We start from the raw sequence: 23,674 nt of genomic DNA, 5'->3' as shown, positions 1-23,674 counted from the left end.
TAACCCGAACAGTCATTTGCCTTCGTCTACCCTCGGGAAACGGCCATAAAGGCCATCGAAAAAGGAACGCCATAATGCTCAGCATGCCCCGTATCGCCTCTGTCATCGCTCTGACCATCGCCAGCCTGGCCAGCACCGGCCTGCTGGCTGACGAAGCACGCTATAACCAGATTGCTCTGCGCGCGGAGGTGAATCAGGAGGTTGCCCATGACCTGATGCACGTCACCCTGTACACCGAGTCGCAAAATGCCGACCCGGCCAAACTGGCGGCTGAAATCACCAACACCCTGAACAAGACCCTGGAGCAGGTACGCCAGGTACGTGGCGTTTCAGTGAAACTGGGCAGCCGTCACAGCTACCCGGTCTACGACGACAAGGGCCAGAAAATCACGGCTTGGCGCGAACGCGCCGAAGTGCGCATGGAAAGCGCCGACTTCGCCCGCCTGTCGTCCCTGACCGGCGAACTGCTGCAATCGATGAAAATGGGTGGCATGGACTTCAGCATTGCCACCGACACCCGCAAGACTCGCGAAGATGCCATGCTCAAGGACGCAGTAAACGCCTTCAAGGCCCGTGCCCAATTGGCTACCGAAGCGCTCGGCGGCAAAGGCTACAAGCTGGTCAGCCTGAGCCTGAACACCGGTGGGTTCCAGCCGCCAGTGGCCATGCGTGGCTTCGAGGCCAAGAGCATGTCGATGATGGACGCGGCAGCCACGCCGCAAATCGAAGCTGGCACCAGCCAGGTCACGGTCAGTGCCGATGGCGTCATCGAAGTGCAGATGCCCTGACCCAAGCCCCGCGACAATGCAGCGCCGTTATCGCCAGATAACGGCGTTTCGCCATCTTTTCCCCGCAAAATTTCATAAATGCGACAGCAAGTTACACCGCTGTAGCGCTAACCATTTTCCGCCCGCCATAGCTCTTGCCTCAGGCACAAGGCCTGCATAGTTTGCCAGGAGGCCCCCACAAGGGACTCCTCAAAAACAAGCAAAACAACGATGAGGTCATGATGCGCAAGAACGCCGTTATCCAGGCTTTGCTTACCGCTGGGCTGATCGCCAGCGCCCCCCTCGCCAGTGCCGCCAACCTGGTGTTCTGCTCCGAAGGCAGCCCCGCCGGATTCGACCCGGGCCTGTACACCACCGGTACCGATTTCGACGCAGCAGCGGAGACCATCTTCAACCGTCTGACCCAGTTCGAGCGGGGCGGCACCAAGGTCACCCCTGGTCTGGCCGAAAGCTGGACGGTCTCCGATGACGGCCTGACCTACACCTTCAAACTACGCCCGGGGGTGAAGTTCCACACCACCGACTACTTCAAGCCCAGCCGCGAATTCAACGCCGATGACGTGCTGTTCACCTTCGAACGCATGCTCGACAAGGACCACCCCTTCCGCAAGGCGTACCCCACCGAGTTCCCCTACTTCACCGACATGGGCATGGACAGCAACATCGCCAAGCTGGAGAAGCTCGATGACCTGACCGTGCGTTTCACCCTCAATCAGGTGGACGCAGCGTTCGTGCAGAACCTGGCAATGAGCTTCGCCTCGATCCAGTCCGCCGAATACGCTGATAAGTTGCTCAAGGCCGGCAAGGCCGCCGATATCAACCAGAAGCCCATCGGCACCGGCCCCTTCGTGTTCAGCCGTTACCAGAAGGATGCGGTGATCCGTTACAAGGGCAACAAGGACTACTGGAAACCCGATGACGTGAAGATCGACAACCTGATCTTCGCCATCAACACCGACGCCTCGGTGCGCATGCAGAAACTCAAGGCCGGGGAGTGCCATGTCACCCTGTTCCCGCGCCCGGCAGACATCGAGTCGCTGCAGCAGGACAGCAACCTGCAGATGCCAGAACAGGCCGGTTTCAACGTCGGCTATATCGCCTACAACGTCACCCACCCGCCATTCGACAAGCTGGAAGTGCGCCAGGCTCTGGACATGGCGGTGAACAAGCAGGCCATTCTCGATGCGGTGTATCAGAAGGCCGGACAACTGGCCGTCAATGGCATGCCACCCACCCAATGGTCGTACAACGAGGACATCAAGGATCCGGCCTTCGACCCGGAGAAAGCCAAGGAGCTGCTCAAGGCCGCCGGCGTCAAGGAAGGCACCGAGATCACCCTCTGGGCCATGCCCGTGCAGCGCCCGTACAACCCCAACGCCAAGCAGATCGCCGAAATGCTGCAGGCCGACTGGGCCAAGATCGGCATCAAGGCACGCATCGTCAGCTACGAGTGGGGCGAGTATCTCAAGCGGGCCAAGGCCGGTGAACATGACGCCATGCTGATTGGCTGGAGCGGCGACAACGGTGACCCGGACAACTGGCTGGGCACGCTCTATGGTTGCGACGCGGTCGACGGCAACAACTTCTCCAAGTGGTGCTTCGAGGACTATGACAAGCTGGTCAAGGCCGCCAAACGCACCACCGACGTGGCCGAGCGTACCGAGCTGTACAAACAGGCGCAGGTGATCCTCAAGCGCGAAGTGCCGATCACGCCGCTGGCACACTCCACCGTGTACCAACCGATGCGCAAGGAAGTCCACGACTTTCGCATCAGCCCGTTCGCCCTCAACTCCTTCTATGGTGTAAGCATCGACAAGTGATGCACACGGCGCCCGCGAGGGCGCCGTTTCAAGGAGTGTTCATGTTATCCGCGCCCATGCTCCGTGGCGGCCTGTTGTTGGCCGCTCTGTTAGGTACGCACGTCCAGGCGGCAGATAGCCTGGTGGTATGCACCGAAGCCAGCCCGGAAGGTTTCGATATCGTCCAGTACACCGCAGCGACCACGGCCGATGCCACGGCAGAAACCCTGTTCGAGCGCCTGGTGGCTTTCGCCCCTGGCAGCACCGAGATCGTTCCTGCCCTGGCGCAGAGTTGGCAGATCAGCGACGACGGTCTGAGCTACACCTTCACCCTGCGTCAGGGGGTGAAGTTTCACGCCAACCGGGCGTTCACGCCGACTCGCGAGCTCAACGCCGATGACGTGCTGTGGAGCTTCCAGCGCCAGCTCGACCCAGCGCATCCCTGGCACAAATTGTCATTGCGCGGCTTCCCTTATGCCGAGGCCATGGGCCTGGCAGACCTGATCGAACGCATGGAAAAGCTCGATGAGCACCGTGTGCGCTTCGTCCTCAAGCATCCGGAGTCGCCGTTCCTGGCCAATCTGGCCATGGGGTTCGCCTCCATCTATTCGGCCGAGTACGCCGACCAACTGCTCGCCACGAACACCGCCGAACGCCTGAATCAGGCGCCCATCGGCACCGGCCCCTTTATCTTCGAACGCTATGCCAAGGACGCTCAGGTGCGTTTTAGCGGCAACCCCGACTACTGGGGCGGTGCACCGAGCATCGAGCGCCTGGTGCTGGCCATCACACCCGAACCCAATGTCCGCCAGCAGCGCCTCAAGGCCGGCGACTGCCAGATCGCGCTCTATCCCCGGCCGGTGGACATCCCCGCGCTGAAGGCCGACGCCAAGCTGCAGGTGCTGGAGCTCGATTCGCTGCTCACCGCCTATATCGGCATCAACACCCGTCACCCTCCGCTGGACGATGTACGCGTGCGTCAGGCGTTGAACCTGGCATTCGACAAGGCTGCCTACATCCGTGCGCAATATGGCGAGGGCAACGCCACACCAGCGGTGGCACCCTATCCGAATACGTTGTGGGGACATGATGCGCAGTTACAGGACTGGCCGCATGACGTCGAGCGCGCACGCCAACTGCTCGGTGAAACCGGGCGCAAGAGCGGCTTCAAGCTGTCGATCTGGACGCGTCCGGGCGGTGGCCCGACCAACCCCAACCCCGGTATCGGTGCACAGATGCTGCAGGCCGACCTGGCCAGGCTGGGTATCGCCAGCGACATCCGCGTATTCGAATGGGGCGAGCTGATCAAACGCGCGAAGAACGGCGAGCACGATCTGGTATTCATGGGCTGGGCTGGCGACAACGGTGACCCGGACAATTTCCTCACCCCCAATCTGTCCTGCGCAGCCGCCGAGAGTGGCGAGAACCAGGCCGGCTGGTGCAACGAGCAGTTCGATGATTTGATTCGTCAGGCCCGCCGAGAGTCTGAGCAGGAAAAGCGCGCCGCGCTGTATCGTCAGGCGCTGGCGATCTTCCATGAGCAGGCGCCATGGATTCCCCTGGCCCACCCGAAACAGTTCGTCGCGCTACGCAAGGGCGTCGAAGGTTTCGTGCTCAGCCCGCTGGGCTCGAACAATTTCGCCAGGGTGAAGGTGCCGTGAGCCCTAGACGTCCGTTTTTTGTGGGAGGGGCTTGCACCCGTCCAGCAGACCGCCCCGGATTGCATCCGCGCGCCACAATGCCTAAAACAACGCCGGGCCACGCAGTCCGACAGCCGCATCCCGTTATGGAGTAGAACCGCCTGATGTTGTCATTCATCGCCAGACGCCTGGGGCTGCTGATCCCCACTTTTTTCGGCGTCACCCTGCTGACCTTCGCCCTGATCCGCCTGATTCCCGGCGATCCGGTTGAAGTGATGATGGGCGAACGCCGGGTCGATCCGGAAATGCACGCCCAGGCCATGGAACGCCTGGGCCTGAACAAACCGCTCTACGCCCAATACTTCGACTATATCGGCCAGCTTGCCCAGGGCAATCTGGGCGAGTCATTGCGCTCGCGAGAGAGCGTGTGGCGCGAGTTTCTCACCCTGTTCCCGGCTACTGTCGAACTGGCGCTGGCGGCCCTGCTGTTCGCCGGCACGCTGGGTGTGATCGCTGGCGTGGTTGCCGCGTTGAAACGCGGCTCGCTGTTCGACCATGGCGTGATGGGCATCTCCCTGACCGGCTACTCCATGCCGATTTTCTGGTGGGGCCTGCTGCTGATCATGTTCTTCTCCGTCGGCCTGGGCTGGACGCCGGTTTCCGGGCGTATCGACCTGCTCTACGACATTCCTCCGGTCACCGGATTCATGCTGATCGACAGCCTGCTGGCCGATGAGGACGGCGCCTTTCTCGATGCCCTGCATCACCTGATCCTGCCCGCCATCGTGCTCGGCACCATACCGCTGGCGGTGATTGCACGCATGACGCGCTCGGCCATGCTCGAAGTGCTGCGCGAAGACTACATCCGCACCGCCAGGGCCAAAGGCCTTTCGCCGACACGCGTGGTGTTCGTCCACGGCCTGCGCAATGCGCTGATTCCCGTGCTGACCGTGTTCGGCCTGCAGATCGGCAGCCTGCTGGCCGGCGCGGTGCTCACCGAAACCATCTTTTCCTGGCCGGGCATCGGCAAGTGGCTGATCGAGGCCATCGGCGCCCGCGACTACCCGGTGGTGCAGAATGGCATCCTGCTGATCGCCTGCCTGGTGATCCTGGTCAACTTCACCGTGGATGTCCTGTATGGCCTGGCCAACCCACGTATTCGCCATCAGAAGTAAGGAAGGCGCCATGTATGAACACAGTGTTTGCCCAGGATGGATGACGCTCTTTTCATCCTCCATGAAACGCCTGCGGTGGACCGGTGAAGCGTCTTCCACCCTGCGTGAGGTGCGCCCATGACGACCTCCACCACACTCGATCAGAGCCTGCTTTACCCGTCACCGCTGAAGGAATTCTGGCAGGCCTTCTGCCACAACAAAGGCGCGCTCGGTGGCCTGGCGTTCATGCTGCTGGTGGTGTTCTGCGCCCTGTTCGCCCCCTGGATCGCCCCGCACGACCCCAGCGAGCAGTACCGCGACTTTCTGCTCACCCCACCGCTGTGGCTGGAGGGCGGTCAATGGCAGTTCCTCCTCGGCACCGACGAACTGGGACGCGACCTGCTCTCGCGCCTGATTCATGGCGCCCGCCTGTCGCTGCTAATCGGCCTGGCGTCGGTGGTACTGTCGCTGATTCCCGGTATTCTCCTGGGCCTGGCCGCTGGTTTTTTCCCGCGCCTGCTCGGCCCCGGCATCATGCGTCTGATGGATATCATGCTGGCGCTGCCGTCACTGCTGCTGGCGGTGGCCATCGTCGCCATCCTCGGCCCCGGGCTGATCAACACCATCTTCGCCATCGCCATCGTCTCGCTGCCGTCTTATGTACGCCTGACCCGCGCAGCGGTAATGGGCGAACTGAACCGCGACTATGTCACCGCCGCGCAACTGGCCGGCGCCAGCCTGCCACGACTGATGTTCGTCACCGTGCTGCCCAACTGCATGGCGCCGCTGATCGTGCAGGCCACCCTGAGCTTTTCCTCGGCGATTCTCGACGCCGCCGCGCTGGGCTTTCTCGGCCTTGGCGTGCAACCGCCCACGCCCGAGTGGGGCACCATGCTGGCCTCGGCGCGCGACTACATCGAGCGCGCCTGGTGGGTGGTCACCCTGCCCGGCCTGGCCATTCTGCTCAGCGTGCTGGCGATCAACCTGATGGGCGACGGCCTGCGCGATGCGCTCGACCCGAAACTGAAGAATGCGATCTGAGGAGGCCCGCATGCACAACGCAATTTCGGTGCTCACGGCGCACCCTACCTCGCCCCGTAGCCACGTAGCCCGGATGCAATCCGGGAACGCCCATCGCAGGATGCGCCATGCGCACCATCGCAAACTGGAGCACTCGCGATGAGCCTGTTGGACATCCACAACCTTTCCGTACGCTTCGGCGCGGGCGATGCCGTGCCGGTAGTCGATGGTCTCGACCTGTCTGTGGACAAGGGTGAAGTGCTGGCCATCGTCGGCGAGTCCGGTTCAGGCAAATCGGTAACCATGATGGCGCTGATGGGCCTGATCGACGCGCCTGGCATCGTCCACGCCGATTGCATGCAGTTCGATGGCACCGACATGCTGCGCCTGAAGGGACGCCAGCGCAGAAGCATCGTCGGCAAGGACCTGGCCATGGTCTTTCAGGACCCGATGACGGCCCTCAACCCCAGCTATACCGTGGGTTTCCAGATCGAAGAAGTGCTGCGCCAGCACCTCGGGCTCAAGGGCAAGGCCGCCCGTGCGCGCGCTCTGCAACTGCTCGAACGGGTCGAGATACCTGGTGCAGCCAGCCGTCTGGATGCCTACCCGCACCAGCTTTCCGGTGGCATGAGTCAACGCGTGGCAATCGCCATGGCCATCGCCGCCGAACCCAAGCTACTGATCGCCGACGAACCGACTACAGCGCTGGACGTGACCATCCAGGCGCAGATCATGGAGCTGTTGCTCGACCTGCAGCGCGACCAGGGCATGGCCCTGGTACTGATCACCCACGACCTGGCGGTGGTCGCCGAAACCGCTCAGCGTGTCTGCGTGATGTATGCCGGTCAGGCAGTAGAGCTGGGGCGCATCCCGACCCTGTTCGATGCCCCCAGCCATCCCTACACCGAAGCGTTGCTCAAAGCGATTCCGGAGCACAGCGCAGGCGCCAACCGCCTGGCCACGCTGCCAGGCATCGTGCCCGGTCGCTACGACCGCCCGCAGGGCTGCCTGCTGTCCCCACGCTGCCCTTACGTGCAGGAGCGTTGCCGCCAGCAACGTCCGACGCTGGACGCGCACGCCCATGGCGCCGCGCGCTGCTTCTTTCCCCTGGAGGTGGCCTGATGAGCACCGTACTGCAAGCCCATGAGCTGACCCGTCACTACAGCGTCTCGCGCGGCCTATTCAAGCCGGCCGCGACCGTTCAGGCGCTCAACGGCGTATCGTTCGAACTGCAGGCCGGCAAGACCCTGGCGGTGGTGGGGGAGTCCGGCTGTGGCAAGTCCACCCTGGCCCGCGCCCTGACCCTGATCGAGGAGCCCAGCTCGGGTACCCTGCAGATCGCCGGCCGCGCCGTAAGCGGAGCCAGCAGCGACGAGCGCAAGCAACTGCGCCGCGACGTGCAGATGGTGTTCCAGAATCCCTACGCCTCGCTCAACCCGAGGCAGAAGATCGGCGATCAACTGGCCGAGCCGCTGCTGATCAATACCCGCCTGGATCGCAGCGAACGCCGCGAGCGGGTGCAGGCGATGATGCAGCAGGTGGGCCTGCGCCCCGAGCATTACCAGCGCTTCCCGCACATGTTCTCCGGCGGTCAGCGTCAACGCATCGCCCTGGCCCGCGCCATGATGCTGCAACCCAAGGTGCTGGTGGCGGACGAACCGACCTCGGCGCTGGATGTGTCGATCCAGGCCCAGGTGCTCAATCTGTTCATGGATCTGCAGGAGCAGTTCGCAACCGGCTACGTGTTCATCTCACACAACCTCGCCGTGGTGCGCCATGTGGCCGACGACGTGCTGGTGATGTACCTCGGTCGCCCAGTGGAGATGGGCCCGGCCGCAGCGCTCTATGAGCGCCCGCTGCATCCGTACACGCGTGCGCTGCTGTCGGCGACGCCGGCCATTCATCCCGATCCTGACAAACTCCGGGTGAAGATCAGCGGCGAGTTGCCCAACCCGCTCGCCCCGCCATCCGGCTGCGCCTTTCACCAGCGCTGCCCGCACGCCGATGAGCGCTGCCGGAGCGAACGCCCCGAGCTGCGTCTGATCGATGCGCGGCAGGTCGCCTGCCATCATGTCGAGCGTATCGCCGACTGAGGACGATGTGCCTCAGGCCGCTGGTGGCAGGGTCAGCTCGATGCTTTCTGCCAGTGAGTCTTCCAGACGCTGCAGTTCGACCTCCACCGCCAACGCATCGTCGGCCAGCGACTCGGCGATGCGCAGAAACGCTGGTGTCGCCTCGACGAAGGCCAGGACCACCATAGGGTCGAAACGCGTGCCACTGGCCTCGCTGACCTGCGCCACGGCCTGCTCCTGGCTCACCCGGGGCAGGTACGGATGCTGGCAGGTCAGCTCCTCGAAGTAACCGATCAACGCCATCAGGCGGGCGGAAAGGGGAATCTGCTCGCCATGCAACCCCTGCGGGTAGCCCTTGCCATCCCAGCGCTCGTGCTGCCCGTAGACGATGTCCTTGGCATCGGAGAGAAAGCCGGTGCTGCTACCCAGCCTGCGCTCGGCGCGCAGCAATGCATCGCGCCCGGCCAGCACGCCCTCCCTGAGCAAACGCAGATCGCCCTCCTCCGGCTCGCTGTGGCTGAGCAGTATGCGGTCTGGCAGGGTCATGCGGTCGATGACGTGAAGCATGGCCGACTTGCCCAACTGGGCGATTCGCTCTTCGTTCAACTCGTCCGACAAGGCTGGCTGCTGCCGTGAGACCGCAGCAGCCAGGCAAATCATGTAGCGCTCGATACGCTCCAGACGGCGGCTTCGCGGGTTGTCGCGCATCACCGCAACACGCGCCATGGCCTCGATGGTCACATCCTGCAGCTTCTGGATGTCGCGCGTGCGCCGCTTGACCTCGAGTTCGAGATACTCGCTCTTGTCGCGCAGGTAATCGGTGGCAGCCTTGAGCTGCAGCTGCGCCTTGACCCGCGCCAGAACGATAGGCGGGCTGACCGGTTTGGTGATGTAGTCGGCGGCGCCAAGATCGAAACCCATCTGCTCATCGATGGCATCGCGCTTGGCCGTCACCAGAATCAAGGGTATGTGGCGGGTCTGCGGCTCGCGCTTGAACTGGCGACAGAGCGCGTAATCATCTTGCCAACCCAGCAGGACCAGATCCGGTTGCGGCTGCTCGCAAGCGGCACTCAGCGCCTCCTCACTGCCAACCAGCCTCACCTGATAGCGATCGACCAGCAACGCAGCGAGCCGCTCGCGTACGTCCTGCGCATCGTCCACTATCAGAATCAGTTCCTGTTCCGGCCTATCGAGCATCCCACGCATGGCGACCTCCGCTGGCACCTGCCTACCGATCATTAAAGGCGCAGAAGCGCATTTGCGCTCGCGTCCTCCTGCAACTGACCTGCGCATCGGTTTGAAAGTGCAATCCGCATTGGCAGCGCAGCGCTTGCCGCCGACAATCGGCATCACGTAGGCCACCAAAAGGGCACCGATCATGCTCACCCCGGAACGTTGCTGGCAGGCAATCTGCGAGCGCGATGCAAGTGTCGACGGACACTTCGTGTTCGCCGTACGCAGTACCGGCATCTATTGCCGGCCCAGTTGCCCGGCCAGACGGCCGCGAAAAGACAACGTCAGCTTCCATAGCGATGCGAGCGCTGCCGAAGCTGCAGGTTTTCGTCCCTGCAAACGCTGCTCGCCGCAGGGCCAGAGCCCGGCGCAGCATCTCGACACACTGGTCGCGGCAGCCTGCCAGCTACTGCGCGGTGAACAACGGCTGACACTGCCCCAGCTGGCGGCGCAGATCGGCTTGTCACCCTCGCACCTGGCCCGTGCATTCAAGGCGCGTACCGGCATGACCCCACACGCCTGGGCGGACGCCGAGCGACGTCGACGTCTGGATACCCAGCTCGCGCAATCGGACAGCGTGCTAGATGCCGCACTGGCCGCGGGTTACTCCGGCACCCGCGCACTTTACGCCAAGCCACAAGGCATGAGCCCGGGCCAGCGCCGCCTGCGCGGGGCCGGTGAACAATTGCGCTACAGCATCGCAGCCTGCCCGCTTGGCCTGGTACTGCTGGCGACCAGCGACAAGGGCCTCTGCGCCCTGCTGTTCGGCGACGAACCGGCAGCGCTGCTCGAAGAACTGCAACACCGCTTCGCCGCCGCTCGGCTGGAGGAGGATAGAGACGGCTTGCACGACTGGCTGCAGCAGGTGCTGGGGCAGCTACAGGAACCGGAACGGGCCGCCCACCTACCGCTGGATATTCGCGGCACGGCCTTCCAGCAGCGTGTCTGGCAGGCGCTGCAAAGCATTCCCAGCGGCGAGACGCGCAGCTACGCCGAGCTGGCCGGAGACGTGCACAGCCACCCGCGCGCGGTGGCACGTGCCTGCGCCAGCAACGCCATCGGCCTGCTGCTGCCCTGTCATCGCGTGGTTGCCAGCGACGGCAGCCTCGGTGGCTATCGCTGGGGGTTGCAGCGCAAGCAACAGTTGCTGGAGCGGGAAAGCCAGGAGCCATAGCCTAATCGCCCCAACGCACCGAACCTGTAGGAGCGGCGCCCCGCTGCGAATCTGTAAGACGCGAACTGGAACAGCTTCGCCCCGAGGCAGGGCTCCTACGAAAAGCCGCCTTGAGAGCCTTATCTCATCGGCATCAGGATAGGCACTGCAGTCCGGCTTATATCCAGGTTCCGCGGTGTCTGCTGGGTCACGAAATGGCCCTAAGCCCTTAAATTCACCCGGCAAAACCTTGCTGGTATGATGCGCGGCTTTTGCACAATCGGGCATTTTTCCGGTCAGTTCGGACGGATGTGCTTTGCTTTGAGCAGACCAATTTCGGTGCACTTGCGCCTTGGGGACCCCAACCATGCTGGAAAGACTGTTTCAACTCAAAGCCCACAACACCACGGTGCGTACCGAGGTGCTGGCGGGCATCACCACCTTCCTGACCATGGCCTACATCCTCTTCGTCAACCCCAACATGCTGGCCGAGACCGGCATGGACCATGGCGCAGTGTTCGTCGCCACCTGCCTAGCCGCGGCCATCGGCTCGCTGGTGATGGGGCTTGCGGCCAACTACCCGATCGCCCTGGCGCCGGGCATGGGCCTCAACGCCTTCTTCACCTACACCGTGGTGATGACCATGGGCTACAGCTGGCAGACCGCCCTGGGCGCCGTGTTCCTCTCCGGTGCGATCTTCTTCCTGCTGTCGATCTTCAAGATCCGCGAGTGGATCATCAACAGCATCCCGCTGGCCCTGCGCGCCGGCATCGCCGCGGGTATCGGTCTGTTCCTGGCGATCATCGCGCTGAAGAACGCCGGCATCGTGGTCGATCATCCGGCTACCCTGGTCGGTCTCGGCGACATGAGCAGCGGCGGCGCGTTGCTGGCCTGCCTCGGCTTCTTCGTTATCGCCGCACTGGCCTACCGCAAGATCACCGGCGCCGTGATGATCGGCATCCTGATGGTCACCGCGCTGTCGATTCTCCTCGGCCTGTCCGAGCTGCCCGGCGTGGTCTCGATGCCGCCGTCGCTGATGCCGACCCTGCTACAACTGGATATCGCCGGCGCCCTGGATATCGGCCTGATCAGCGTGATCTTCGCCTTCCTCTTCGTTGACCTGTTCGACACCTCCGGCACCCTGGTCGGCGTGGCGCAGAAAGCCGACCTGCTGGACAAGGACGGCAAGATGCCGCGCCTGGGCCGCGCCCTGCTGGCCGACAGCACCGCGACCATGGCCGGCGCCGCGCTAGGCACCAGCACTACCACCAGCTACATCGAATCCGCAGCTGGTATCAGCGCCGGCGGGCGCACCGGCCTGACCGCCTGCGTGGTCGCCGCGCTGTTCCTGCTCAGCCTGTTCTTCGCCCCGCTTGCTGGCTCCGTGCCGGCCTACGCCACCGCGCCGGCGCTGCTGTTCGTCGCCGTGCTGATGATGAGCAGCCTGGCGCAGATCGACTGGGACGACCTGACCGTCGCCGCGCCGGTGGTGATTGCCGCCCTGGCCATGCCGCTGACCTTCTCCATCGCCAACGGCATCGCCTTCGGCTTCATCGCCTGGACCGTCATCAAACTGCTGGCCGGCCGTGCCCGCGAGCTGAACGCGGCGATGTGGGTGCTCTCGGCCCTGTTCATCATCAAACTGGCCTACTTCGCCTGATCAGCACGCGTGATGCGATCATTCCCACGCTCCGCGTGGGAATGCCTCCCAGGACGCTCCGCCTCCCACGCCACCAATGATCGACGACAACGGCACGCCAGCAGCGGAATCGCTACAATGGCGCCCCGTTTTTCTGCCCGCATGAGTGACCGATGAGCCGCCCCGCATTCGACCCTGCCACCTACGACGCCCAACTCGCCGAGAAGAAGGCCCGCCTGGTCGAACTGTTGGCCCCCTTCGCCGCGTCCGAGCCGCAGGTGTTCGACTCGCCGCGCGAGCATTACCGTATGCGTGCCGAGTTCCGCCTGTGGCGTGAAGATGGCCAGCGCCATTACGCCATGTTCGCACCCGGCGACAAACACACACCGATCCTGCTCGACAACTTCCCCATCGCCAGCCTGCGCATCAACGAACTGATGCCTAAGCTGCGCGCCGCCTGGCAGGCCAGCGAAGCGCTGTCGTTCAAGCTGTTCCAGGTGGAATTTCTCACCACCCTGGCCGGCGATGCGCTGATCACCCTGGCCTACCACCGCCCGCTGGACGAGGCCTGGCAAGCCGAGGCGGAAAAACTGGCGGCTGCGCTCAACGTCAGCCTGGTTGGCCGCTCGCGCGGTCAGCGCCTGGTGATCGGCCGCGATTACGTCGAGGAAGAACTGAGCGTGGCCGGCCGCGTGTTCCGCTACCGCCAGCCGGAAGGCGCCTTCACCCAGCCCAATGGCAAGGTCTGCGAGAAAATGCTTGGCTGGGCCTATGACGTGCTCGGCGAGCGCAACGACGACCTGCTGGAGCTGTACTGCGGTAACGGCAACTTCACCCTGCCGCTGGCCACCCGCGTACGCAAGGCGCTGGCCACCGAGATCAGCAAGACTTCGGTGAACGCCGCACTGGCCAACCTGGCCGACAACGCCGTCGACAACGTCGAACTGGTACGCCTGTCCGCCGAGGAACTGACCCAGGCGCTGAACGAGGTACGACCGTTCCGTCGCCTGGCTGGTGTCGACCTGAAAAGCTATGACTTCGGTAGCGTCTTCGTCGACCCGCCGCGCGCCGGCATGGACCCGGACACCTGCGAACTGACTCGCCGCTTCGAACGTATCCTGTACATCTCCTGCAACCCGGAGACCCTGGCGGCCAACATCGCCCAGTTGCACGACACGCACAAGGTCAGCCGCTGCGCCCTGTTCGACCAGTTCCCCTACACCCACCACATGGAAGCGGGTGTACTGCTGGAGCGTCGCTGAGCCGGTACGCCTCCGTAGCCCGAATAGGCGCCTCCTGTCGCGACCCATGGTCGCAATGACTTGGGCGCCAGCCACGCCAGCGCTATGCTGAGCGCTCGATTTCCTGGGAACCCTGCCATGCGCCGTTCACTGCTCGCCCTCTGTCTCCTCACGGGTCTGGCCCAAGCCAGCGAACCACTGACCATCGACGTCCACCGTGATGCCAACTGTGGTTGCTGCAAGGCCTGGATCAGCCACTTGCAGGACAATGGTTTTACCGTCAACGACCATGTCGAGCAGGACATGAGTGCGGTCAAGCAGCGCCTCGGTGTGCCGCCGCGCCTGGCTTCATGCCACACCGGCGTGATTGACGGCAAGTTTATCGAAGGTCATGTTCCGGCTGCTGACATTCTCAAGCTGCGTGAGCGGCCTGACCTGATCGGCGCAGCCGTACCCGGTATGCCCATGGGCTCACCCGGCATGGAATACGGCGACCGGGTCGACGCCTATCAGGTCATCGGCCTGGACCGCGAACGCAAAGACCAGTTGCTGAGCGACTACCCCGCCAACTGAATCAGGCGCCAACGCAGCTACACTGCAGCGATCAGTCATCAGGGAGTGCCGCCATGCGTTGGCAGAAGGGCAGACGCAGTGACAATGTAGTGGACGCACGCGGCCGTTCCGGCCGGCGCGTGGGTGGCGGCCTGAGCCTGGCCGGAGTAGCGGTAATCGTCATCGTCGGCCTGCTGATGGGACAGGACCCGCTGCAGATTCTCGGCCAGATTGCCGGCCAGGCCACCCAGCCGCAGGTCACCCAGCAACAAGACACGCCCCCGGCCGGCGATGAACAGAGCGAATTCGTTCGCGCCATCCTTGGCGACACCGAGGACACCTGGCGCGAGCTGTTCCAGCAGGCCGGCCAGCAGTATCGCGACCCGCAACTGGTGCTGTTCTCCGGCGGCGTCAACTCGGCCTGCGGCTTCGCCAGTTCGGCGGTTGGCCCCTTCTATTGTCCCGGCGACAAGCGCGTGTATCTGGATATGGCGTTCTTCCGTGAGATGGAACAACGCTTCTCCGCTGCGGGGGATTTTGCTCAGGCTTACGTGATTGCCCACGAGGTCGGCCATCACGTACAGACCTTGCTCGGCGTGTCGGCGAAGGTCAATGCGGCGCGCCAGCGCGGTGAGCGGGTCGAAGGCGACGGTGGCCTGCTGGTACGCCAGGAGCTGCAGGCAGACTGCCTGGCAGGCGTCTGGGCGCATCACGCGCAACGCCGGCATGACTGGCTGGAGGCCGGCGACCTGGAAGAGGCCCTGAACGCGGCCAGCGCCATCGGCGATGATCGCCTGCAGAAGCAGGCGCGCGGTCAGGTGGTGCCCGACGCCTTTACCCACGGCACCTCACAGCAACGCGTACGCTGGTTCAGCACCGGCTTCGAAACCGGCCTGCCGGGGCGCTGTGACACCTTCAAGGCGGCGCGCCTCTAGCCGCTGCCACCCTCAAATCACGAAGCGCCGGCTCCACCAGGCAAATGCACTGGCTGCACCTGCGCATAGCGCGATCACCAGCGCCATCGGCACAGCCGAACCATCATGCAGGAAACCCACCAGCGCCGAGGCACTGGCCGCCACGGTGAACTGCATGCTACCCAGCAGACCTGATGCGCTGCCGGCATGACGCCCCTGCCCGGCCATGGCACAAGCCGTGGCGTTGGGCAGCACGCAACCGAGGCTGGCGACACAGATGAACAGCGGGATCATCAGTGGCCAGAGGTTTTCCGGTCGCCACCATGCCAGCACCAGCAGGCACAGGGCACTGATCAGATACACCTGCACCACGCGGCGCAACCACAGCGCCGGGCCACCGGCGCGCACCAGACGCGCATTGATCTGCGCCACGATCACGAACCCGGCCGCATTACTGCCGAACAGCCAGCCGTAATGCTCGGCCGGTACACCGTAAAGTTCGATGAAAACGAAAGGTGAACCGGCGATATAGGCGAACATTCCGGCCATCGCCACACCGCCAGCCAGGCTGTAACCCATGAAAGGCGCATTGCTCAGCAGCGCCCGATATTGCGTAAAGGCACCACTCAATGGCGCCGGCTGCAGATTCTGCGGCCGCGTCTCCGGTAGCCACAGCAGTACGGCAAACAGGCATAGCCCCGCGAAAATCGCCAAGCTGTGGAAAATCCACGGCCAGCCCAGGGTATCGAGCAGCAAGCCACCGCCCAATGGTGCGAGTATGGGCGCCAGCCCCATGACCAGCACCAGCTGCGAGAAAACCTTGGCCGACGCCATTGGATCGCAGAGGTCGCGCACCACCGCACGGGTGATGACCATGCCGGCACAACCACCCAGTGCCTGGACGAACCGTGCGCCAACCAGCCACTCCAGCGTCGGCGCCAGGGCACAGCCCAGCGAGGCCAGGGCGAACAGCGTGACGCCGACCAACAGAGGCATGCGGCGCCCATAGCGGTCGCACAATGGCCCGTAAAACAGCTGGCCAATGGCGATGCCGATGAAGTAAGCCGCCAGCGACAACTGAATATGTTCGACATCGGTAGCGAACTGCTGCGCCAGCGTGGGGAAGCTTGGCAGGTAGAAATCGATAGCCAGAGGGCCAAAGGCACTCAAGGCACCGAGAATCAGGAGGGTTCTCAGGTTCATGAAAAATCCGGGCTTTTGTTAGCCGGCTAATCATCTCATCGCGCATATGGATGACGAAAGCCCTGTACCTGCCATCCAAGGTTGCCGATGCGACGATCATCGTGCATCACCAGCAATCCAGGCAAAGCCGTTAAACTGGGCAGCATCAGCTCAGCACCAATCAGCCGGACCACCATGCGTAGAACCAAAGAAGATGCGGAGAAAACCCGTTGCGCCATCCTCGCCGCCGCCGAACATCTGTTCCTCGAGCGCGGGGTCGCACATACCAGCCTGGACCAGATCGCCAAGCAGGCCGGTGTAACGCGCGGCGCGGTCTACTGGCACTTCCAGAACAAGGCGCACCTGTTCCACGAGATGCTCAACCAAGTACGTCTGCCGCTGGAGCCGCTGGCCCAGCAACTGGCCGAGGTAGATGGCCTCTCGTCCCTGCAGTTGCTGCGTGACCTGTGCATCGAGGCCATGGCCAATCTGGTGCTGGATGAACAGCGCCGGCGCATCCTCACCGTACTGCTGCGCCGCTGCGAGTTCACCGAAGACCTGCGCGAAGCCGAGGAGCGCCACGAGGCCTTCGTCAATCAGTTCATCGCCCTTTGCGAGCAACAATTCGCCCTGCCCAGCGTTCAACCTCTGCTGCAGCCTGGCATCACGCCGCGCCTGGCATCACGCGCGCTGCACGCCATGCTGGTCGGTCTGTTCAGCGACTGGTTGCGCGACCCGAACCTGTTCGATGCCCAAACCGACACACCGGCGATGATCGACAGCTGTTTCCGCGGCCTGCTGCTGCGCTGGCCGTAACGCTACTGCGCGATAACCTCATACCCCTCATCGCGGATCGCAGCCGCGACCTGCTCAGCCGTCAGGCCTGCTTCTACCCGGACCAAGCCTGCGGCGAGGTCGACATCCACCCACGCCCCCTGCTCCAGCGCCTGAATGGCATGTGTGATGGCCTTGACGCAATGACCGCAGGACATTCCACTAACCTTGAACTGCTGCATCTGCTGACTCCTTGATCCAATGAGCGATGGGTGTAGTCTCGACCTTGCCACAGTGGCAAGGTCAAGCTCTTGCTGCATGTCATCCAGACCGATACGGAGAAAAGGACTCTCGCCATGCGCCTGCCCACTCTGCTACTCAGCCTGCTGCTAGGGCCTTCGGCTCTTGCCGAGCCACTCGCACCGCTGCCATCGAGCGCCCAGGGAGAAGGTTATGCCGTGCTGATCGTTTCACGCGAACGCCTGGAGGTTGCCACCACCTGCGAAGTGGCGCTGTACCTGCACGACCAGATGGCGGCGCGCCTGCACCAGGGCCAGTCGGTGTCCTTCAACCTGCCGCCGGGCAAAGTCTCGCTGCGGCTGGGCCTGACAGGCACCGGCCCCTGCCAGGATGGCATCACCCAACTGAGTGCGGAGTCGCTGGAACTTTACGCCGGCGAGGTGCGCCGCTACCGCATCGCCATGGGCAACGACGGCCTGCGACTGCATGCCGCGCCCGCATTGAACTGAAGGCTTGACCTTACCATGGGGTCAAGGTTGATCCTGTAGCCATCGAGCTACAGGGAGCACGCGCATGACCACCTTCGACCTGCCAATTCAGGGCATGACCTGCGCCAGTTGCGCCGGCCGTGTCGAACGCGCCTTGCGCAAACTGCCAGAAGTTGCCAACGCCAGCGTCAACCTGGCCAGCGAACATGCACGCATCGAAGCGCCGGCTGGCAGCCTGAATCAGCTGATCAATGCCATCGAAGGCGCAGGCTATGCCGTGCCCAGTCACGCGCTGGAGCTCGGTATCGAAGGCATGACCTGCGCCAGCTGTGTCGGCCGCATCGAGCGCGCACTCGGCAAGCTACCGGGCGTGACCCGAGTTGCGGTCAACCTGGCTGACGAGAAAGCGCGTTTGCAAGTGCTTGCCGGCTTCGATCCGCAGCAGGCGCTGCAGGCCGTTGCCGCAGCGGGATACCAGGCGAACGTGATCGATGACGACACCCCCGTCGACGCCGGTGCAGCCCGCCTGCGCCGCGAGCGACTGACGTTGCTGGCGGCCATTGTCCTGACCCTGCCACTGGTACTGCCGATGCTGGTCGAGCCCTTCGGCCTGCACTGGATGTTGCCGCCATGGCTGCAGTTCCTGATCGCCACGCCCGTGCAATTCATCTTCGGCGCACGCTTCTACCGCGCCGCCTGGCAGGCGCTCAAGGCCGGTGCCGGCAACATGGACCAACTGGTCGCCATCGGCACCAGCGCCGGTTACGGCCTGAGCCTGTACCAGTGGGCCGTGACCCCGGCTGGGCAGATGCCGCACCTGTACTTCGAAGCCTCGGCGGTGATCATCAGCCTGATCCTGCTCGGCAAATACCTGGAGAGCCGCGCCAAACGCCAGACCGCCAGCGCCATCCGCGCCCTGCAGGCGCTGCGCCCGGACCACGCCGTGCGCCTGGTCGATGGCCGCGAAGAGCAAGTCAGCATCGATGCGCTGGCTCTCGGCGATCAGGTGCTGGTCCGACCCGGTGAACGCTTCCCGGTGGATGGCCAGGTGCTGGAAGGCAGCAGCCACGCCGACGAAGCCCTGATCAGCGGCGAGAGCCTGCCGGTAGCCAAGCAGCCAGGTGACAAAGTGACTGCCGGCGCCATCAACGGCGAAGGGCGCCTGCTGGTGGAAACCACTGCACTCGGGGCGGAAACTGTACTGGCGCGCATCATTCGCCTGGTCGAGGACGCCCAGGCGGCCAAGGCACCGATCCAGAAACTGGTGGACAAGGTCAGCCAGATATTCGTCCCCGCCGTGCTGCTGATCGCCCTGGCGACACTGCTGGGCTGGCTACTGTTCGGCGCCAGCGTCGAACAGGCCCTGCTCAACGCCGTGGCTGTACTGGTGATTGCCTGCCCCTGCGCGCTCGGCCTGGCTACCCCAACGGCAATCATGGCCGGTACCGGTGTTGCCGCCCGTCACGGTATCCTGATCAAGGACGCCGAGGCGCTGGAGGTGGCGCATGCTGTGCAGCACATTGCCTTCGACAAGACCGGCACCCTTACCGAAGGCAAACCTCGCATCATCCATATTGGCCTGGCCGAAGCCAGCGAAGAGGAACTGCTGCGCCTGGCTGGCGGCCTGCAGCAGGGTAGCGAACACCCACTGGCCAAGGCCGTGCTGGAACGCTGCGGCGAGCAACAGATCGCCCTGCCCGTTCTGAGCGACAGCCGAGCGCTGGCCGGTCGCGGCATTGCCGGCACGCTCGAAGATCGCCAGTTGCAGTTGGGCAGCAGCCGCCTGCTGGAGGAACAGCGACTGCAGGCCGGCATCCTAAGCGAATCAGCCCGCGCCTGGGAGGCTGAAGGACGCACGCTGTCCTGGCTGATCGAAACCGGCGAAACGCCACGTCTGCTCGGCCTGCTGGCCTTTGGCGACCAGCTCAAGGACGGCGCCGCACAAGCCATTGCCGCACTGCGCGAACAAGGCATCACCAGCCACCTGATCAGCGGCGACAACCAGGGCAGCGTCGCTGCAGTGGCCAGCACGCTGGGCATCGACCAGCCGCATGCCCAGGTACTGCCCGCGGACAAGGCGCGCCTGATCGATGAACTGCGCCAGCAAGGCACCGTGGCCATGGTCGGCGATGGCATCAACGACGCACCGGCACTGGCCGCTGCTGATGTCGGCATCGCCATGGGCGGTGGCACCGATGCGGCCATGCACGCAGCCGGCATCACCCTGATGCGCGGCGACCCGCGCCTGGTGCCGGCCGCACTGGAGATCAGCCGACGCACCTACGCGAAGATCCGCCAGAACCTGTTCTGGGCCTTCATCTACAACCTCATCGGCATTCCCCTGGCTGCCGCAGGGCTACTCAACCCAATGTTCGCCGGCGCCGCCATGGCCCTGTCCAGCGTCAGCGTGGTGAGCAATGCCCTGCTACTCAGCCGCTGGAGACCCAAGGCATGAATATCGGCCAGGCTGCCAAACACACCGGCCTCAGCGCCAAGATGATTCGCTATTACGAGTCCATCGACCTGTTGCCCCACGCCGGGCGCTCGCAGAGTGGCTACCGCCAGTACAGCACGGACGACCTGCACCGCCTGGCCTTTATCAAACGCGCTCGGGACCTGGGGTTTTCCCTGGAAGAAGTCGGCCGACTGCTGGCGTTGTGGCAGGACAAGCAGCGCGCCAGCGCCGATGTGAAGGCGCTGGCCGAAGAGCATATCGCCACACTGTCGCGCAAGATCGCCGAGATGACGGCCTTACGCGACACGCTGATGCAGTTGGCGGATAGCTGCCAAGGCAACGACCGCCCGGACTGCCCGATATTGAAGGGGATCGAGGAGGGCGTGAGCTGCGGCGCATCGAAATGCGCGCACGGAGGCAGTATGTAGCCGGATGAAATCCGGGGGAGGTTGCAAAAACCGCCCCGGATTTCATCCGGGCTAAGGCAAGGCGCAGTCCCCCGATAACCGCAGCTCAACGCATCCAGGGCGGTGTCGGCTCGCTGTCCTTGGGCTCGTCTTCGGCGTTGCGCAACGCCTGCTTCTTCGCCTCTTCGGCCAGGGCCGCCTTGATCTCGCGCATCACCGCGTCGATGTCGGCAGCGTCGTCAGGCTCGGCGAACTCTCCCGTCAACTGCGTGTGCGGCTGCAACTTGCCAGCCTCGTATAGCGCCCACATTTCCTTGGCGTACTTGGTGTACCTGAGCTCCGGGGCGAACTGGCCGAAGTACTCGGCCATGTTGCGCACGTCGCGCTCGAGCATGCTGAAGGCATGGTTGTTGGCCGCCGCATCCACCGCCTGGGGCAGGTCGATGATCACCGGCCCGTCAGGGCCGAGCAGCACGTTGAATTCGGAAAGGTCGCCATGCACCAGGCCAGCGCAGAGCATCTTGACGATCTCCTGGATCATGAAGGCGTGAAACTCACGCGCGTCATCCGGGTGCAGATCGACGTCATTGAGCCGTGGCGCGACATCACCTTCACCGTCGTCCACCAGCTCCATCAGCAACACGCCATCGAGAAAGTCGTAGGGCTTGGGCACGCGAACTCCGGCATTGGCCAGGCGGAACAGCGCGGAAACCTCGGCGTTCTGCCAGGCCTGCTCCTGCTCCTTGCGCCCATACTTGCTGCCCTTGGCCATCGCCCGCGCCTGGCGACTGCCACGCACCTTGCGTCCCTCCTGATACTCGGAGGCCTGGCGAAAACTGCGTTTATTGGCTTCCTTGTAGACCTTGGCGCAGCGTAGCTCGTCGCCGCAACGCACCACATAGACCGCCGCCTCCTTACCACTCATCAGTGGTCGCAGCACCTCGTCCACCAGGCCGTCCTCGACCAGGGGTTCAATACGTTTGGGCGTCTTCATCGGAGTGAATCACGGGTCCTTTGTGGCCGGTAATTGGATTGCTGGCCCATCCTCGCACAGCCGAGAACCTGTTCAAAGGCTCACGAGCCAGAGCCAGGCAAGGCTTAATCGGGTGAAAAAGCCGAGTTCACGTGTTGTAAATGGGCATGACTCACTTCGCTCGCCCTCCGGGCCGCGCTGAAGCACGTTAGCCGCAAGCGGCTTGCTGAGCCCTATTTCAACGCAGCAAGGCCAGCACGCAGCAAGCCTTAAACCGGTTCCGATGCCGATAGTCGTTCGTCATGCATTGGCCAGATGGCGTCTCAGCGCCTCGATGGCATAACGCACCTTGGCCGGTTGGGCGTCGCGACGTGGCGTGACGATATACAGGCCCACCGGCTCCAGTTGCCAATCAGGCAGCAAGGGCAGCAACTCGCCACTGGCTAACAGCCCACGGACTTCGGCCTCGGGTTGCAGCGATACGCCCATACCGGCCAGGGTGAACTGACGTGCAGCGAGGATATTGTTGCAGGTAACGCGACTCTCCAAACGCAGCCGCTGCTGAAGTCCGCCAGGACCGTGCAGGGACAGGTGCTGAATCCGCTCCAGGTGCATACCGATCCAGTCCAACTTGAGCAGTTGCTGCGGATCGCCAGGCCAGCCGGCGCGGGCCAGGTAGGCCGGCGCCGCACATAACAGCATGCGCCACTGAGCGACGTGGCGGGCGACCAGGCTGGAGTCTTCCTGGCGCCCAACACGAACGGCCAGGTCGATGCGCGACTCGACCAGGTCGATATGTTCATCCTGATAGAACAGCGTGAGGCTAAGGCCGGGATGGGCACTGAGCAGCGGTGCCAGCGCCTCGCACAACAGCGGCCCGGAAAAACCAATCGGCGCGGCGATGCGCAGCTCACCCACGGGCGCATCGCGCTGCTCGGCCAGACGTTGCTCGGCCTGCTGCGCCAGCTCGACGATCTGCTTGCAGCTGTCGTAGAACGATGCCCCCGCTTCGGTCAGGGTCAACTTGCGCGTAGTGCGGTGCAGCAGCGTGACCCCGGTAGCCTCCTCCAGCCGTCGCACCTGCTGGCTGACGGCCGATGCCGACATTCCCAGGACGTCTCCTGCGCCAACCATCGAGCCCTTTTCCACCACCGTAGCGAACAGAGCCATCCGCTTGAGCTGCTCCATTGTGAAGCTCCGCTTAAGTATCCAAGTTCATGAAGCCACTTTTTCCGGCGTTTATCCAGCAGCGATCATGTGTTCACCGTCACCACTTGAGATTTAACTCATGAAGATTGCCCTGATCGGCGCCACTGGCTATGTCGGCGCTCCCTTGCTGCAAGAAGCCTTGAATCGTGGCCACCAGGTCACGGCACTGGTGCGTCATCCGGAAAAACTGAGCGCCCACGCTCAGCTGACCGCCCTACAGACTGATGTGCACGATGCCTCTGCCCTCGCCGAGCAGTTGCGCGGACACGACATCGTGATCAGCGCCTTCAACCCCGGCTGGGGCGTGGCAGATATTCGTCAGCAGTTCATTGCCGGCAGCCGCGCCATCATCGCCGCAAGCAAGCAGGCTGGAGTCAAACGTCTGCTGGTAGTCGGCGGCGCTGGCAGCCTGTACGTAGCGCCAGGCTTGCAACTGATCGACACCCCGGACTTCCCTGACGCGTACAAGGAAGGCGCCGAAGGCGCACGTCAGGCACTGGACATGCTGCGCAGCGAGCAAGAGCTGGAGTGGACCTTTGTCTCCCCCGCCGCCCTGCTCGTTCCCGGCCCGCGAACCGGCAAGTTCCGTCTGGGCAATGACGAGTTGCTGATGAACGGTGCAGAACCCGGCAGCATCTCCGTCGCCGACCTGGCCGTGGCCTTGATCGACGAAGCCCAACAGCCACAACATGTCCGCCAGCGTTTCACCCTGGCGTACTGAGCCACCCCGACAGACTGAAC

At 63.7% G+C, this 23,674-nt stretch carries 22 protein-coding genes; 17 read left to right on the top strand and 5 right to left on the bottom strand.

Features of this window, described 5'->3' with window-relative positions; genetic code table 11:
* Nucleotides 1-74: 74 nt before the first annotated feature.
* From ACJRW5_RS02800 to ACJRW5_RS02770, 7 genes are all read left to right on the top strand, one after another.
* Nucleotides 75-788, top strand: coding sequence for an SIMPL domain-containing protein (locus ACJRW5_RS02800; RefSeq protein ID WP_484569003.1), 714 nt, complete (start codon nt 75-77; stop codon nt 786-788).
* 221 nt (nt 789-1,009) lie between these two features.
* The gene (locus tag ACJRW5_RS02795; protein WP_484569143.1) at nt 1,010-2,608 is read left to right on the top strand and encodes an ABC transporter substrate-binding protein; all 1,599 of its coding nucleotides are present in this window, start codon (nt 1,010-1,012) and stop codon (nt 2,606-2,608) included.
* 41 nt (nt 2,609-2,649) lie between these two features.
* The gene (locus ACJRW5_RS02790; RefSeq protein ID WP_484569002.1) at nt 2,650-4,248 is read left to right on the top strand and encodes an ABC transporter substrate-binding protein; all 1,599 of its coding nucleotides are present in this window, start codon (nt 2,650-2,652) and stop codon (nt 4,246-4,248) included.
* 143 nt (nt 4,249-4,391) lie between these two features.
* A complete protein-coding gene (locus tag ACJRW5_RS02785; RefSeq protein ID WP_484569001.1) occupies nt 4,392-5,402 on the top strand; it encodes an ABC transporter permease subunit in 1,011 nt (336 codons plus the stop codon).
* A gap of 117 nt (nt 5,403-5,519) precedes the next feature.
* Nucleotides 5,520-6,422: an ABC transporter permease subunit gene (locus tag ACJRW5_RS02780; RefSeq protein ID WP_484569000.1), complete on the top strand. Its 903-nt coding sequence runs from the start codon at nt 5,520-5,522 to the stop codon at nt 6,420-6,422.
* 138 nt (nt 6,423-6,560) lie between these two features.
* Nucleotides 6,561-7,523 (top strand): ABC transporter ATP-binding protein, encoded by a 963-nt coding sequence (locus ACJRW5_RS02775; protein WP_484568999.1) that lies wholly within the window; start codon nt 6,561-6,563, stop codon nt 7,521-7,523.
* Nucleotides 7,523-8,494, top strand: coding sequence for a peptide ABC transporter ATP-binding protein (locus tag ACJRW5_RS02770; RefSeq protein ID WP_484568998.1), 972 nt, complete (start codon nt 7,523-7,525; stop codon nt 8,492-8,494). The genes ACJRW5_RS02775 and ACJRW5_RS02770 overlap by 1 nt, the downstream gene beginning before the upstream one ends.
* Before the next feature lie 12 nt (nt 8,495-8,506).
* Here the strand turns inward: ACJRW5_RS02770 and ACJRW5_RS02765 are convergent, their stop codons facing one another.
* Complete coding sequence (locus tag ACJRW5_RS02765; RefSeq protein WP_484568997.1) at nt 8,507-9,679, bottom strand: HD domain-containing phosphohydrolase; 1,173 nt, start codon at nt 9,677-9,679, stop codon at nt 8,507-8,509.
* 172 nt (nt 9,680-9,851) lie between these two features.
* Here ACJRW5_RS02765 and ada point away from each other — a divergent pair, with 172 nt between their 5' ends.
* From ada to ypfJ, 5 genes are all read left to right on the top strand, one after another.
* A complete protein-coding gene (ada, locus tag ACJRW5_RS02760) occupies nt 9,852-10,880 on the top strand; it encodes a bifunctional DNA-binding transcriptional regulator/O6-methylguanine-DNA methyltransferase Ada (protein WP_484568996.1) in 1,029 nt (342 codons plus the stop codon).
* A 346-nt stretch (nt 10,881-11,226) separates the two neighbouring features.
* A complete protein-coding gene (locus ACJRW5_RS02755) occupies nt 11,227-12,519 on the top strand; it encodes an NCS2 family permease (RefSeq protein WP_484568995.1) in 1,293 nt (430 codons plus the stop codon).
* Between the two features lie 152 nt (nt 12,520-12,671).
* Nucleotides 12,672-13,760, top strand: coding sequence for a tRNA (uridine(54)-C5)-methyltransferase TrmA (gene trmA / locus ACJRW5_RS02750; protein ID WP_484568994.1), 1,089 nt, complete (start codon nt 12,672-12,674; stop codon nt 13,758-13,760).
* 117 nt (nt 13,761-13,877) lie between these two features.
* A complete protein-coding gene (locus ACJRW5_RS02745) occupies nt 13,878-14,312 on the top strand; it encodes a DUF411 domain-containing protein (RefSeq protein ID WP_484568993.1) in 435 nt (144 codons plus the stop codon).
* A gap of 53 nt (nt 14,313-14,365) precedes the next feature.
* The gene (gene ypfJ, locus ACJRW5_RS02740; protein ID WP_484568992.1) at nt 14,366-15,226 is read left to right on the top strand and encodes a KPN_02809 family neutral zinc metallopeptidase; all 861 of its coding nucleotides are present in this window, start codon (nt 14,366-14,368) and stop codon (nt 15,224-15,226) included.
* 12 nt (nt 15,227-15,238) lie between these two features.
* Here the strand turns inward: ypfJ and ACJRW5_RS02735 are convergent, their stop codons facing one another.
* Nucleotides 15,239-16,408 (bottom strand): multidrug effflux MFS transporter, encoded by a 1,170-nt coding sequence (locus ACJRW5_RS02735; RefSeq protein WP_484568991.1) that lies wholly within the window; start codon nt 16,406-16,408, stop codon nt 15,239-15,241.
* 174 nt (nt 16,409-16,582) lie between these two features.
* Here ACJRW5_RS02735 and ACJRW5_RS02730 point away from each other — a divergent pair, with 174 nt between their 5' ends.
* Nucleotides 16,583-17,203: a TetR family transcriptional regulator gene (locus tag ACJRW5_RS02730; protein WP_484568990.1), complete on the top strand. Its 621-nt coding sequence runs from the start codon at nt 16,583-16,585 to the stop codon at nt 17,201-17,203.
* 2 nt (nt 17,204-17,205) lie between these two features.
* Here the strand turns inward: ACJRW5_RS02730 and ACJRW5_RS02725 are convergent, their stop codons facing one another.
* The gene (locus ACJRW5_RS02725; RefSeq protein ID WP_484568989.1) at nt 17,206-17,403 is read right to left on the bottom strand and encodes a heavy-metal-associated domain-containing protein; all 198 of its coding nucleotides are present in this window, start codon (nt 17,401-17,403) and stop codon (nt 17,206-17,208) included.
* 114 nt (nt 17,404-17,517) lie between these two features.
* On the opposite strand from ACJRW5_RS02725, the gene ACJRW5_RS02720 reads away from it, so the two are divergent.
* The 3 genes from ACJRW5_RS02720 to cueR all read left to right on the top strand — a co-directional run bounded on the left by ACJRW5_RS02720 (nt 17,518) and on the right by cueR (nt 20,772).
* On the top strand, nt 17,518-17,910 hold the full coding sequence (locus tag ACJRW5_RS02720) for a hypothetical protein (protein ID WP_484568988.1): 393 nt from the start codon (nt 17,518-17,520) through the stop codon (nt 17,908-17,910).
* A 64-nt stretch (nt 17,911-17,974) separates the two neighbouring features.
* Complete coding sequence (locus ACJRW5_RS02715) at nt 17,975-20,344, top strand: heavy metal translocating P-type ATPase (RefSeq protein ID WP_484568987.1); 2,370 nt, start codon at nt 17,975-17,977, stop codon at nt 20,342-20,344.
* Nucleotides 20,341-20,772, top strand: a complete 432-nt coding sequence (cueR, locus tag ACJRW5_RS02710) for a Cu(I)-responsive transcriptional regulator (protein ID WP_484568986.1) — start codon at nt 20,341-20,343, stop codon at nt 20,770-20,772. Before ACJRW5_RS02715 ends, cueR begins: the two co-directional genes overlap by 4 nt.
* A gap of 85 nt (nt 20,773-20,857) precedes the next feature.
* Here cueR and ACJRW5_RS02705 read toward each other — a convergent pair whose 3' ends face one another.
* Both ACJRW5_RS02705 and ACJRW5_RS02700 read right to left on the bottom strand, forming a co-directional pair.
* On the bottom strand, nt 20,858-21,745 hold the full coding sequence (locus ACJRW5_RS02705; protein WP_484568985.1) for a PA4780 family RIO1-like protein kinase: 888 nt from the start codon (nt 21,743-21,745) through the stop codon (nt 20,858-20,860).
* 279 nt (nt 21,746-22,024) lie between these two features.
* Complete coding sequence (locus ACJRW5_RS02700; RefSeq protein WP_484568984.1) at nt 22,025-22,912, bottom strand: LysR family transcriptional regulator; 888 nt, start codon at nt 22,910-22,912, stop codon at nt 22,025-22,027.
* 100 nt (nt 22,913-23,012) lie between these two features.
* Here ACJRW5_RS02700 and ACJRW5_RS02695 point away from each other — a divergent pair, with 100 nt between their 5' ends.
* The gene (locus ACJRW5_RS02695) at nt 23,013-23,654 is read left to right on the top strand and encodes an NAD(P)-dependent oxidoreductase (protein WP_484568983.1); all 642 of its coding nucleotides are present in this window, start codon (nt 23,013-23,015) and stop codon (nt 23,652-23,654) included.
* Nucleotides 23,655-23,674 lie beyond the last annotated feature (20 nt).

It is taken from the genome of Pseudomonas pichavaramensis, from assembly GCF_050473265.1.
Taxonomy (GTDB): domain Bacteria; phylum Pseudomonadota; class Gammaproteobacteria; order Pseudomonadales; family Pseudomonadaceae; genus Aquipseudomonas.
This window is presented reverse-complemented; position numbering and strand designations above follow the sequence as displayed.

Coding starts and splice junctions, on each gene's coding strand:
- ACJRW5_RS02800 (WP_484569003.1), top strand. CDS start 75: ATGCTCAGCATGCCCCGTATCGCCTCTGTCATCGCTCTGACCATCGCC.
- ACJRW5_RS02795 (WP_484569143.1), top strand. CDS start 1,010: ATGCGCAAGAACGCCGTTATCCAGGCTTTGCTTACCGCTGGGCTGATC.
- ACJRW5_RS02790 (WP_484569002.1), top strand. CDS start 2,650: ATGTTATCCGCGCCCATGCTCCGTGGCGGCCTGTTGTTGGCCGCTCTG.
- ACJRW5_RS02785 (WP_484569001.1), top strand. CDS start 4,392: ATGTTGTCATTCATCGCCAGACGCCTGGGGCTGCTGATCCCCACTTTT.
- ACJRW5_RS02780 (WP_484569000.1), top strand. CDS start 5,520: ATGACGACCTCCACCACACTCGATCAGAGCCTGCTTTACCCGTCACCG.
- ACJRW5_RS02775 (WP_484568999.1), top strand. CDS start 6,561: ATGAGCCTGTTGGACATCCACAACCTTTCCGTACGCTTCGGCGCGGGC.
- ACJRW5_RS02770 (WP_484568998.1), top strand. CDS start 7,523: ATGAGCACCGTACTGCAAGCCCATGAGCTGACCCGTCACTACAGCGTC.
- ACJRW5_RS02765 (WP_484568997.1), bottom strand. CDS start 9,679: ATGCGTGGGATGCTCGATAGGCCGGAACAGGAACTGATTCTGATAGTG.
- ada (WP_484568996.1), top strand. CDS start 9,852: ATGCTCACCCCGGAACGTTGCTGGCAGGCAATCTGCGAGCGCGATGCA.
- ACJRW5_RS02755 (WP_484568995.1), top strand. CDS start 11,227: ATGCTGGAAAGACTGTTTCAACTCAAAGCCCACAACACCACGGTGCGT.
- trmA (WP_484568994.1), top strand. CDS start 12,672: ATGAGCCGCCCCGCATTCGACCCTGCCACCTACGACGCCCAACTCGCC.
- ACJRW5_RS02745 (WP_484568993.1), top strand. CDS start 13,878: ATGCGCCGTTCACTGCTCGCCCTCTGTCTCCTCACGGGTCTGGCCCAA.
- ypfJ (WP_484568992.1), top strand. CDS start 14,366: ATGCGTTGGCAGAAGGGCAGACGCAGTGACAATGTAGTGGACGCACGC.
- ACJRW5_RS02735 (WP_484568991.1), bottom strand. CDS start 16,408: ATGAACCTGAGAACCCTCCTGATTCTCGGTGCCTTGAGTGCCTTTGGC.
- ACJRW5_RS02730 (WP_484568990.1), top strand. CDS start 16,583: ATGCGTAGAACCAAAGAAGATGCGGAGAAAACCCGTTGCGCCATCCTC.
- ACJRW5_RS02725 (WP_484568989.1), bottom strand. CDS start 17,403: ATGCAGCAGTTCAAGGTTAGTGGAATGTCCTGCGGTCATTGCGTCAAG.
- ACJRW5_RS02720 (WP_484568988.1), top strand. CDS start 17,518: ATGCGCCTGCCCACTCTGCTACTCAGCCTGCTGCTAGGGCCTTCGGCT.
- ACJRW5_RS02715 (WP_484568987.1), top strand. CDS start 17,975: ATGACCACCTTCGACCTGCCAATTCAGGGCATGACCTGCGCCAGTTGC.
- cueR (WP_484568986.1), top strand. CDS start 20,341: ATGAATATCGGCCAGGCTGCCAAACACACCGGCCTCAGCGCCAAGATG.
- ACJRW5_RS02705 (WP_484568985.1), bottom strand. CDS start 21,745: ATGAAGACGCCCAAACGTATTGAACCCCTGGTCGAGGACGGCCTGGTG.
- ACJRW5_RS02700 (WP_484568984.1), bottom strand. CDS start 22,912: ATGGAGCAGCTCAAGCGGATGGCTCTGTTCGCTACGGTGGTGGAAAAG.
- ACJRW5_RS02695 (WP_484568983.1), top strand. CDS start 23,013: ATGAAGATTGCCCTGATCGGCGCCACTGGCTATGTCGGCGCTCCCTTG.